This is a genomic window from Tabrizicola sp. T74 (assembly GCF_057219935.1).
In genome coordinates this window covers 1,027,697-1,039,265 of sequence record NZ_JBXVVT010000001.1, presented here as the reverse complement: position 1 = coordinate 1,039,265, position 11,569 = coordinate 1,027,697, and the positions used below count along the sequence as shown (strand labels likewise).

General features: G+C 64.3%; 8 protein-coding genes. 3 read left to right on the top strand and 5 right to left on the bottom strand.

Annotated elements, in window-relative coordinates; genetic code table 11:
- Positions 1-38: 38 nt before the first annotated feature.
- Complete coding sequence (locus AC2EAL_RS05435; protein WP_137109680.1) at positions 39-236, top strand: SlyX family protein; 198 nt, start codon at positions 39-41, stop codon at positions 234-236.
- A 170-nt stretch (positions 237-406) separates the two neighbouring features.
- Entirely contained in the window at positions 407-2,299 is a 1,893-nt protein-coding gene (locus AC2EAL_RS05430; protein WP_484723147.1) for an ATP-dependent nuclease, read from the top strand.
- An 11-nt stretch (positions 2,300-2,310) separates the two neighbouring features.
- On the opposite strand, the gene AC2EAL_RS05425 is transcribed toward AC2EAL_RS05430, so the two are convergent.
- The 5 genes from AC2EAL_RS05425 to AC2EAL_RS05405 form a co-directional block, all read right to left on the bottom strand.
- Positions 2,311-3,132, bottom strand: a complete 822-nt coding sequence (locus AC2EAL_RS05425; protein WP_484723146.1) for a ParB/RepB/Spo0J family partition protein — start codon at positions 3,130-3,132, stop codon at positions 2,311-2,313.
- Between the two features lie 66 nt (positions 3,133-3,198).
- A complete protein-coding gene (locus AC2EAL_RS05420) occupies positions 3,199-5,613 on the bottom strand; it encodes an AMP-binding protein (protein WP_484723145.1) in 2,415 nt (804 codons plus the stop codon).
- A gap of 228 nt (positions 5,614-5,841) precedes the next feature.
- Positions 5,842-8,436 (bottom strand): TIGR02302 family protein, encoded by a 2,595-nt coding sequence (locus AC2EAL_RS05415; RefSeq protein ID WP_484723144.1) that lies wholly within the window; start codon positions 8,434-8,436, stop codon positions 5,842-5,844.
- A 27-nt stretch (positions 8,437-8,463) separates the two neighbouring features.
- Entirely contained in the window at positions 8,464-9,729 is a 1,266-nt protein-coding gene (gene lysA / locus AC2EAL_RS05410; protein WP_484723143.1) for a diaminopimelate decarboxylase, read from the bottom strand.
- Between the two features lie 129 nt (positions 9,730-9,858).
- Positions 9,859-10,437: a cation efflux transmembrane domain-containing protein gene (locus AC2EAL_RS05405; protein WP_484723142.1), complete on the bottom strand. Its 579-nt coding sequence runs from the start codon at positions 10,435-10,437 to the stop codon at positions 9,859-9,861.
- 123 nt (positions 10,438-10,560) lie between these two features.
- Between AC2EAL_RS05405 and AC2EAL_RS05400 the strand changes: the two genes are divergently transcribed.
- The gene (locus AC2EAL_RS05400) at positions 10,561-11,562 is read left to right on the top strand and encodes a LacI family DNA-binding transcriptional regulator (RefSeq protein WP_484723141.1); all 1,002 of its coding nucleotides are present in this window, start codon (positions 10,561-10,563) and stop codon (positions 11,560-11,562) included.
- The last annotated feature ends 7 nt before the right edge of the window (positions 11,563-11,569 follow it).

Sequence of the window (11,569 nt, the reverse complement as noted above, 5' to 3'; positions counted from 1 at the left end):
TGTATCGGATGGGGGGAGAGGCGGCAAGCGGGGGTAGGATGGGGTCGGTCGATCTGGAAGAGAAGGTGGCCCACCTGATCCGGGCGGTGGAGGACCTGTCGGACGTGGTGGCCCGGCAGGCGACCGAGATCGCGGGGCTGGAGCGGCGGGTTCGGCTGCTGATGGAGCGGGCCGCGGAGGAGGAGGCCCTGCGGGGGGAGGCCCCGGAAGCGAACGTCCGCCCGCCTCACTGGTGAGGGGTGTCCACGGTGGACATTTCCGGATTTCGCTTTGATTACAAAGGGATGGTCGCGGACGTTAGGGGTTTTTTAAGTTTTGCCCAGAATATGCTTAACGTAGAGTAAAGCAAGCTCTAGACACGGGGAGGAAGAGTAAGCAGATTAGCTCCATTTAGTGGAGTCACGATATGCAGATTCGGGCGCTTGAGGTTTCTGGCTTTAGGTCGATACGAGAAGCCAAGATCGATTTCGATGACGTTACTGTTCTTATTGGAAGCAATAACGCGGGTAAATCATCCTTCCTACATGCTCTCAGGCTTTTCTTCGAAGCAGCTCCTAGAGTTACACCTGATGACTTCTACAAGCGTGAGGCAGAATCGATTGAAGTAACTGTGACCTTCGACAACCTGACACCCGATGAGCTTGAGGAGTTCGGTGGGGCAGTAATCGAAGGAAAACTGTCAGTTTCACGGACACTTTCCAGCGACAAGGATAGTAATCTTAGCTACAGTGTTCGCGCAAAGGCTTTTCCGGCCTTTGCCCCGATCAGAGCCGAATCCAGCAAATCAAAGCAACGGGATGCCTACAACGAGCTAGTTGGACAAGTCGAGGGGCTTTCTAAGGTAACATCTTCAGACCAAGCGTTGGAGAACATGTCCCAGTGGGAAGCGGCAAACCCAGATAAGCTCGAGTCGGTCTATGTTAGGGGTTTCTTTGGAGCGCCGAATGTCGCTAACGGAAAGCTAAAAAAGAAGACAGGCCTACACTTCGTACCAGCGGTGGCAAATGTTTCCGAGGAAACCGCGGACGCCAAGAAGAGCCCAATCATCCTACTTCTTGCGGATATCGCCCGCCAAACCTATGAGAACCGACAAGAAGTGAAGGATTTCATTGAGCAGACAAAGGCAAACTATGATGGACTAGTTTCACCGGACAACTTTCCTCAGTTGGCGCAGATTAGCGAGAGACTCACCGGGGCAATAAAGCGCTATTACAGCGATTCTAGGCTCTTCGCGGATTGGCAATCCGAAGAGAGTGTGAGGTTTGCCTTCCCCCAACCAGCAATTATGGTCGAGGATGCTGGATTTCTTAGTGCTTTAACGCATGTTGGTCACGGCTTGCAGCGTGCAGCGCTATTCTCAGTTGTGGAGTTCCTTGCTACGAGCACCGCGCAACCCGGCCAAGAGGAATTCGCAGCACCGCAGAGTGATATTATTCTCTTAATTGAAGAGCCAGAGATCTATCAGCACCCTCACAAGCAGAAGCTCGTAAGTGACGCGTTTCGCAGACTCTGCGAGGGTTTCAACGCCGCAACTGGCATAAGATTTCAAGTTGTGTTCGCTACGCACTCAGAGAAGTTCTTGGACATTCACAAGTTTCACACAGCGCGCATCGTTAGGCGGGAGGATGTTGGGGGAGAGCTTGTTCATAGCGTCGCTGCACTTTCCGTTTCTGAATGCGCAAGCTTCTTCGCGCAACTTGTTCAAAAGGACCCGATGACTGAGGAAGCATTCCTCGCAAAATTACACATCTTCTCCCGTGAAGTCTGTGAAGGGTTCTTTGCAAGCAAGCTAATTCTAGTAGAGGGACTGACCGACAAAGCAATTTTGGAAGGCGCCTATCGTTCAGCAGGGCGTGACCATTTGGCGGAAGGGATTCTGGTTGCGTCAGTAGACGGCAAGACAAAAATGGATAAGCCACTGTTCATCTTCAATAAGCTCGGCATCCCTACATATGCTGTTTTCGATTCTGATGCAAACTCTGCCGATAAGAAGACGAAAGTGAACAAGTACATCCAGACGATCTGTGGTGTTGCTGAACCACAGGAATACCCAGACGGATGCTTCGATCGTTTCGCTGCGTTTAGCACTAACCTTGAGAGGTACTTGAAAGATTGCTGCGGTGAGGCGTATGACAAAACCTTTGACGAAATTGCTGCCGAGTTCGGTCTGCATAGAGACGACATCTGCAAGACACCCTTCGCAGTCCTACAGGTTGTCTCTCGACTAAGAGCACAAGGAAAGACTTTTGAAAAGTTCGACCAGATAATTGATAGGGTTGACCAGATAGCGCCGCATTAGCGGCAGAGGATTCACTCTCTCCCGAACAACTCTTCCACCTTGTCCAGCACGTCGTCGATCAGGCCGGACTTCGCCTGCGCTCCGGTGAAGCGCAGGGTGTAGCCGCCGGGGCAGGCCTCCCGCGTGATCGTCAGGCCCTGGCGGAGCTTCAACAGCCTCCGGGGGCGGCGGGTGGTGGGGTTGGTGGGCTCTCGCAGCACATCCTGAAGGACGGGGCGGAGGGTGGACCATTGCGTCTCAGCCCCCTGGCCGATGACGGGGTGGAGGGTGGCGGTGAGGAGGTCCTCGTGCCCGGACTGGAGCGCGGCGGCGAGGGTGTCGAGTTGGCGGGTGGTGAGGCTGGTGGGGTCGGTGAGGAGGGGGGCGAGGGCTTCGACCACGCTCACATGGTTGCGGATGCGGGTGCGGGTGGTGCGGGGAGTGCTGGGGAAGAGGGCGGCGATGGCGGTGTCGGGGGTGTCGAAGTGGCCCTCATGGATGGCGTTGAGGATGAGAGTGGCCTTCTCCCATGGGGTGACGGGTTCGCGGATCTCATTCTCGGTCACCATCTGGGCGAGGGCCTGGGCGATGGTCTGGGGGGCGCGGAGGAAGGCGGGGATGGTGGTGTGGCCCAGGGCGCGGCAGGCGGTGAGGCGGCGGAGACCGGAGATGAGGCCGTACACGTGCCCGTCGCGGGGGGTGGAGAGCTGCCAGACCTCGATGGGGGTGCGGAGGCCTTCCGTGGCGATGGAGTGCTGGAGGAGTTGCAGGGCGGCGGGGTCAAGCGCGGTACGGTCGCGGAGGAGGGCGTGGGGGGCGATTTCCGCGATGGGCAAGTGCTGGAGGGGGGACATGGGCGTGCGCTCCTTTGAGAGGAGGGAAGCGCAGCGCGGTTAAGGCGGGGTGAGGGGGGCGCGCGGTTATTCGGCCGGGACCGCCTTGGCGCGGGGTTTGAGGACGATCTTCTCGGCCCAGGCATAAAGGTGGGCGCCGGCGATGCCGACGAGGATCGACAGGAGGAGCGCGAGCCAGGGGTGATGCTCGCCGAAGACTTTGTCGACGAGCGAGATCATCTGGTAGTGCGTCAGGTACATGAACATCGAGGCGCCGGCGATCTCGGCGACGATGACCTTGACCGGGGCGGGGACGGTGAAGGAGCGGATGAAGAGCACGACCGCGCAGCCGCCGGCGACGTAGAAGGCGGCGGAGGTGAAGTGCCAGTAGGCGAAGATGGTGACGAGGGAGAGGGCGAGGGCGAAGAGGCGGGAGGGCAGGTCGCGGGCCTGGGCGAGGACCATGCCAAGCGCGAAGCACCAGCCGTAGTGCCAGGGGGTGCGGTCGTAGTTGTAGTCGCCGGTCCAGTAGAGCTCGATCACGTAGTCCAGCGCGGCGGTGGCGAGGAAGAAGCCGACGGCGCTGAGCATGGGACGCGCGGCAAAGGCGCGGCGGACGGGGGCGAAGGAGAAGAAGAGGGCGGCGAGGATGAGGATCTGGATGTAGAACTCGACGAAGTAGAAGGTGTAGCCGGTGATCGTGTGGGGGTCGAAGTAGTTCGAGACGAGAAGGAGTTCCGGCAGTTCGAACTTGCGGGTGACGAGTTCGAGGAAGACGCCCATCAGGATCGTGGGGATCGCGACATAGCGGATGGTGCCCCAGAGGGTCTTGACGCTGCCGGAGCGGAGGATCTCGGGCAGCTGGAAGCGGGCGACGGAATAGCCGGCGAGCATGACGAGGAAGTAGGCGGCGCCCCAGTTGGTGGAGTAGACGAAGGCCTCGGTGTGGAGCGCGACGATGCAGACCATGAAGAAGGCGCGGGTCAGGGTCGCGGTTTCGAGGCGGCGCCAGGAGGAGGTGTTGCGGGCGTCGGCATGGGCCTGCAGCTGGGCGACGGTGAGCTTCTCCCAGTCGTCGGGCAGCTGGCCGAAGCGGGATTCGTAAGCGAGCGAGAAGGCGATGTAGTGGAGCGAGTCGCCGCCGAGGGAGTAGAAGCTGTCATCGGGCGAGATGGTCTGGCCGGCGAATTCGTGCCGGAAGAGCGCGCGGACGTCGGTGATGTCGCCCTTGTCCACGGCAGCAGGCGCGGAGGTGCTGACCTTGCGGCGGGAGAACTGGTCGGAGAGGAGGCGGCGCTGGACCTTGCCGGTACCGGTCACGGGCAGGGCGTCGAGGGCCATCACATGCAGCGAGGACCCGGCGGAGATGCCCATCTCGGCCAGGGCGGCGGTGGCGGCTTCCTTCACCTTGGGCAACTGGTCGGGCGCGCCGACGAAGGCCACCAGGACCCCGTCGCCGCGCTGGGGATCGGGGACCTTGGCGACAGCGATCTGCGGGCCTGAGGGCTGGCGGGCGCGGATGCGGTCTTCCAGCTGGTCGGGGACGATCTTCTGGCCGCCGCAGTTGATGAGGTCATCGGCGCGGCCGTCGAAATAGAGGTGGCCATCCTTGAAATGGCCAAGGTCGTTGGTCTGCAGCCAGCCGTCATCGTCGGTCAGGTCATGCAGACCGGCTGCGTCGATGCGCGAGCGGGCGACCTGGGGCCCTCGGATGCGGATGCGGCCATCGGCAGAAAGCGCGATTTCACCCTGGCCAACGGCATGGCCCACAGACTCCAGCTGGGCATCGGTGGCCTCGGAAATCACCAGGAAGGTCGAGCGTGAGGCTTCGGTCAGGCCATAGTGCTGGACAATGCGTGCATTCGGGAACATCGCCCGGATGCGGCGCTTTTCGTCGGCGGTCATCGCCTGCGAGCCGATCTCTAGCCAGCGGAGCGCCTTGCCTGCCGCACCGATGATGGCGGGATCGGCCAGGAGGATGCGCAGAAGCGTCGGCACGGCGGAAAGTGCGTTGACCTCGCCCGAGGTCAGCATGCGCGCCAGTTCCAGGGGATCGAAGCCGCGCGGCGGCATGTAGGCGAGCCCGCCCACGGCGCTGACCGCGCGGAACCGGGCCATGCCAAAGCTGAAGGTGGCCGGAACGCCCACATATTCGCGGATTTCGGACGTCATCTGCATCACCTCGATGATGCGTTCCGTCGTGTAGCCGAGGTTGCGGTAGGTCAGGAGAATGCCCTTGGGCAGCCCTTCGGTGCCCGAGGTGTAGCTGACCTGGGCAGGCAGGTCGTCCATGATGACGGGGTGCTGTGCGGTCAGCCAGCCGGTCTGGTCGCCCGGGTCGATGCAGCGGTCGATGTCGATGCCAGGAAGCTGGTCGGCCTGCGCTGGGCCGGAGACCAGAACCAGGGGACGCCGCGCGGCGTAAAGCGCGAACAGCTGTTCGACGAAAGCAATCGAGTTCTTGCGAACGACGGCTGTCGCCTGAAGCTTGCCGAATTCCATTTTTTGCTACCCGCAACGACTTGCCGGGCGGAAACGCCCAATTTGAATGACTAGTTCCGATTGTTGACCAAACTTTGTCTGCAAAACGGTTCTAAGGAGAATTCATGATCGCAATACACGTCAGCAATGCCGCGCTGCAGCTTTGCTGGCAAGGGCAAGTTTGCGTGATCCGGCGCGGGGCCGGTCAGGATTCCGGACCCGCGCAACCAGTGCGATAGACACGCGGGATCAGAACATCTGGAGGAGGCGCTTGAGGTAGTCCAGTTCCTCGGACGGGCGGGCGGGTTCACCGGACCGGCGGCGGATTTCGTCCAGAAGCTCTTGCGCGCGCTGGTCGGGGTCGTTCTGCACCATGTTCTCGTCCGAGCCGATTCGCGCAGTTTCGCCCGGGCGGCGGCCCAGCGGGTCGGTGCCTTGCGGATCGGCGGACCCGAATTCGCGGTCACCGCCCTGAGCGTCGCGGTTTTCGCGCTGTTCGTCGGCCATCGCCTCGCTGAACTGGCGCATGCCGTCGCGGAGCGCTTCCATCGCCTCGGCCTGGCGGTCGAGCGCGCCGTCGAGATCACCGTCGCGCAGCGCGTCCTCGGCCTCTTCCATGGCGCGACCGGCGCGGTCGAGGTTGCGGCGGCCCTCTTCGCCCTGTTCGGTGCCGTCGCCCGGCAGCTGGCCCTGCTGCAGCTGGTCCAGCCGTTCGCGCAATTCGCGCTGGCGTTCGGTCAGGCTGCGGTCGTCATTGCCGCCCTGCCCTTCGCCCTGCTGCGGGTCCTGGCCCTGGCCCTGCCCGTCCTGGCCAGGTTCCTGGCCCTGCCCCTGGTCCTGTCCGGGTTCCTGGCCCTGGCCCTGCTGTTCGCCGTTGCGCGGCACGCCCTGCAGGTCGCGGAAGGCGTCATCGGACAGTTCCTGCTGGTCGCGCAGGGTTTCGCCCAGCTCGCCCATCGGGCCATCCTGGCCTTGGCCCTGACCCTGGCCCTGCACCACCTGCATGTTTTCCATCATCTGGCGCAGCTGTTCCATCAGCTCGGCGGCCTCAGCCGTCTTGCCCTGCTCCATCAGCTCTTGCAGCTTGTCGAGCATTTCCTGCAGCTGGTCGCCGGACATCATCTGGCCCTGCATCATCTGCTGCTGCTGCTGGTCGCCCGGGTTGCGCTGCGATTCCTCGGCCAGTTCGCGCATGTATTCGTTCAGCGCCTGCTGCATTTCCTTCATCAGCTGGTCGATTTCTTCCGGCGAGGCGCCGTTTTCGATGGCTTCCTGCAGGCGGTCCTGGGCGCGCTGCAGGCGTTCCAGGGCGGACTGGAGGTTCCCTTCCTCGACCATCAGCGCGATCTTCCACAGCTTTTCGGCGATGGCGTCGCGGTCTTCGGTGGTCAGCGCGGCCTCTTTCGCCTCCAGGTCGCGCATCAGGACGCGCAGGTGCAGGAAGGCGCGGTCGTGACGGATGAAGCCCTCGGGGCGGTTGGTGACGGCCTTCAACAATTCGACAGCGCGGGGGGCGTTGACGCGGTTCCACAGGATGTCGCGGCGCATCTCGATGATGGCATTGGCGAGCGGGTCGAAGAAGCGCTTGCCATGCAGCGTGACGGCATAGGGGGCAGAGGTGCCTTCGTTGCCGCCCGCGTCTACGGCGGCGAAGACCATGGTCACGGGCAGGTTGGCGAAGACGTGTTTCGACAGGTCGTCGATGAGGGTGGAGGTAAGCTCCGTCCGGCTGCCCTTGCGCGGCATCGGCAGGTCAAGGGTGACGGGCTCGATGGTTTCGGGGTCGACGGTCAGGCCATGGCGGCGGTCGACCTTGGCGAGATCGAGGCTGATGGTGACGCGGCCGGCGGTGACGCCGTAGTCGTCGGCGGCCTTGAAGTCCTGTTTGAAGCGGCCGTCGGCCTCGCGCACCATCTCGCCGATGACTTCGATGGTGGGGGCCTGATCGGGGATCGCGGTGATCTGCCATTCGCGGCCGCCGGGGCCGGTGATGGACAGCTCGCCCGAGCGGGTGATGGTCAGGTCGTGGACGCCCTGGGAGGCGGTCGGGACGGCGGCGGCGGGGGTGGCCTCGGTGCCGGGTTCGGGGGCAGGCGGCGGGGGGATGTCGGCGACGGTCTGGGTGACGGTCAGGCCGCCTTCCGGCCCGTAGAGACGGATCTGCAGGCGGGTGCCGGTGGGAACCTCCAGCGCGGGGTCGGTGATGTCGTTGAGGTAGAGCGAGGGTTTGCCGGTATAGGCGGGGGGCTGGGCCCAGGCCTCCCAGCTTGGCCCGGCGGGGGTGGCGAGGGCCGCGCCGGGGGTGAGGCCGGCGACAGAGCCCGCGCGCCAGAACGAGCCGAAGAGGGCGGCCATGACGAAGGCGGTGAGCGCGACATAGCGGAGCGAGAAGCGGTCGCGGGAGGAGAGGCGGAGGTCGGGCTGGACGGGGCGGGCCCCGGCGGCGCGTTGGGCCATACGGTCTTGGTGCGCGCGCCAGACGGCGAGGGAAGCGGGGTCGCCCGTGCCGATGGCCTGGGTGTCGCGGAGCGCGGCGATGGGGCGGCCGGGCATGGTACTGTCCAGCCGGTCCAGCGCGTCCATCGCGGTGGGTTTGCGGAAACGGCGGATGCCCCAGACGAGGAGGGCCAAGGCGGCGAGGGCGATGACGGCTCCGGCCCCTTGCGCGTAGTGGAGCGGGCCGAGGTCCTGGATGCCGAAGGCGAGGGCAGCGAGGGTAACGAGGGTGAGGGACCACAAGGGCCAGAAGGCCCGGGCGAGCCGTTCCGCCCAAAGCCCCGCCAGCGTCAGGCGCATCGGCCAGACGAGCGATTTCAGCGGGGGTTGGGCCTTGGGTCCGGTCATGTCACCTGCCTGGGACCGGACGACGCGTCACAGCCACGGGGGAATGGTATCGCGGTTGAGGATTTCGTCAAAGCTTGGTCGTGCCCGGATGACAGCGAAGTGATCCCCGTTCACTAGCACCTCGGGGATCAGCGGCCGAGTATTGTATTCCGATGCCATGACCGCGCCGTAAGCCCCGGCGCTGCGGAAGGCGACGAGGTCACCCTCGGCCACCAGCGGCAGGTCGCGTCCCTTGGCGAAGGTGTCGCCGGTTTCGCAAACCGGGCCGACGACGTCGAATTCCTGCGTCGGGCTGGCGACGGGGGGTTCGGCCACGGGGATAATGTCGTGGTGCGCGCCGTACATCGAGGGGCGGACGAGGTCGTTCATCGCGGCGTCGAGGATCAGGAAATCGCGGCCCTCGCCGTTCTTCACGTAGATGACTTGCGCGACAAGGATGCCTGCATTGCCGGAGATGAGGCGGCCGGGTTCGATCTCGATCTCACACCCCAGGTCGCCCACCGTGCGCTTGATGAGCGCGCCATAGTCGGTGGGGAGCGGCGGTGCTTCGTTCGAGCGGGTGTAGGGGATGCCCAGCCCGCCGCCGAGGTCGAGGCGGGTGATGGTATGGCCCTCCGACCGCAAGCGGCGGGTCAGGTCGGCGACCTTGAGATAGGCCTGTTCGAAGGGTTCCAGTTCGGTCAGCTGACTGCCGATGTGGACGTCGATGCCGATGACCTGCAGGCCGGGAAGGCGGGCGGCTTCGGCATAGACCTCGGAGGCGCGGGCGATGGGGATGCCGAACTTGTTTTCCTTTTTCCCCGTCGCGATCTTTTCGTGGGTCCGGGCGTCCACGTCGGGATTGACGCGCACGGTGATCGGCGCGGTGACGCCGAGGCTGGTCGCGACCTCGGACAAGGCGCGCATTTCGGGTTCCGATTCCACGTTGAACTGCCGGATGCCGCCGGTCAGGGCGAGGCGCATTTCGTCGCGCGTCTTGCCGACGCCGGAGAAGACGATGCGGTCGCCCGGGACGCCAGCGGCCTTGGCCCGCAGGTATTCGCCGCCCGAGACCACGTCCATCCCCGCGCCGAGGTTGCCGAGCGTCTTCAGGACGGCGACGTTCGACAGGGACTTGATCGCGAAGCAGACGAGATGGGGGAGCGGGCTAAGCGCCTCGGTGAACAGGCGATAGTGCCGGGTCAGAGTGGCGGTGGAATAGACGTAGAACGGGGTGCCGACGGCGGCGGCGATGTCGGGGATCGCCACATCCTCGGCGTGGAGGGTGCCGTTCTTGTAGAGGAAATGGTCCATCGTCGTCCCCGGATCGCTGTCGCGCCGTCATAGCCGTGGGCGGGACGGCTGCAAAGGGACGATTTCTTCAAAGAAATCGTGACGGAGCCTTTGAAGGCTCCGGTCCGGAAATTATGAGATTTCCGGGAGTCAGCGGGGAGATGCGTTGCCTTCTTCGTGGGCGGCTTCCCAGACCTCATGCGCGGCATCGAGGTTCATCGCGGCGATGACGAGGCCGACGAGGATGTCGGGCCAGATCGAGGGATAGCTGGCGGTGACTAGACCGGCGGCGATGATGCCGATGTTCGCCAAGGCGTCGTTGCGGGCAGAGAGGAAGGCGGCCTTTGTCAGGGACCCTTCGGCCTTGCGGTGCCGGGCAAGAAGGAGGGCGGCGGTCAGGTTCACCGCCAGCGCGCCGAGGCCGACAAGGGTAAGCGCTTCGGCCACCGGTAGGGTCGGGTCCATCAGCTTGGCAACGAGTGTCCAGAGGAAGGCGACTGCCGGGACCAGAAGCAGCGCGGCCAGCACCTTGCCCACGGCGGCGCGGCGGGTGGCGGTCCAGGCCAGCGCAAAGAAGATCAGGATGTTGACGGCAGCGTCTTCCAGGAAGTCGGCGCTGTCGGCCAGGAGCGAGACCGAACTGGCCTTGAGGGCAGCCACGAACTCGACCCCGAAATAACCGAGGTTCAGGAGGGCGACGATCAGGACGGTTTGGCGGAGGGTGAGCATCGGATCGCCATGGTCAGAACAGGCCGGTGATAGCAGGCCGTACGGGACGGGCCAATGGCGGGAGGGCGGTTCCCACGGCGCAACCCGCATGTATAGTTGTCGGAATGTGGTGAGGGTGCTGGCATGGCGGTGACGCTGAAAGAGGTGGCGGAACGGGCCGGGGTGTCGCGGTCGGCCGTGTCGCGCACCTTTACCGATGGCGCCTCGGTGTCGGCCAAGACGCGGGCCAAGGTGGAACAGGCGGCGGCAGAGCTGGGCTATGCGCCGAACGCGCTGGCATCGAGCCTGACCACGGGGCGGACCAAGATGATTGGGCTGGTGGTGAACAACTTCCAGAACCCGCTGATCCTGGAGGTGTTCGACCTGTTCACCCGCGGCCTGCAGGACCGGGGGCTGCGGCCGTTGCTGGTGAACCTGACCGAGGCGACCGATCCGGCGGCGACGGTGCGGATGCTGCGGCAGTATTCGGTGGATGGGGTGATCGTCGCCTCATCCACCCTGCCGCCGAGCTTTGCCGAGGCGTTCAAGGGGGCGGGTTTGCCGGTGGTGCATGCGTTTGGCCGTCCCTCCAAGGCGCCAGATGTGTCGGTGGTGGGGATCGACAACGTGGCCTGCGGGCGGATGGCGGCAGAGGCGCTGCTGGCCCGGGGCTATGGCCGGGTGGGGTTTCTGGGCGGGCCGAAGGCGGCAAGCTCGACCCAGGACCGGGCGGCGGGGTTCCTGGGGGCGCTGGAAGGTAGGGCGGGCGTCGATGTGAGCGTCAGCTATGCCGAAGCCTATACGTTCGACGCGGGCCGGGCCGAGATGCAGCGGCTGCTGCAGGGTCCGCGGGCCGAGGCCTATTTCTGTGGCGACGACCTGCTGGCGGTGGGGGCGTTAAGCGCGATCCGCGAGGCGGGGCTGTCGGTGCCGGGTGACATCGGGCTGATCGGGCTGAACGACATGGAAATGGCGCGCTGGCAGATGATCGGGCTGACGACGATCCGCCAGCCGGTGGCGGCGATCATTGCGGCGGCGATCGCGGTGGTGGTGGCGACGATCCAAAGCCCTGACCGGAGGCCGGAGGTGCGGCTGTTTCCTTGCGAGGTGGTGGAGCGGGGGACATTAGGGCCCGCTCGTCGATGACTTCGTC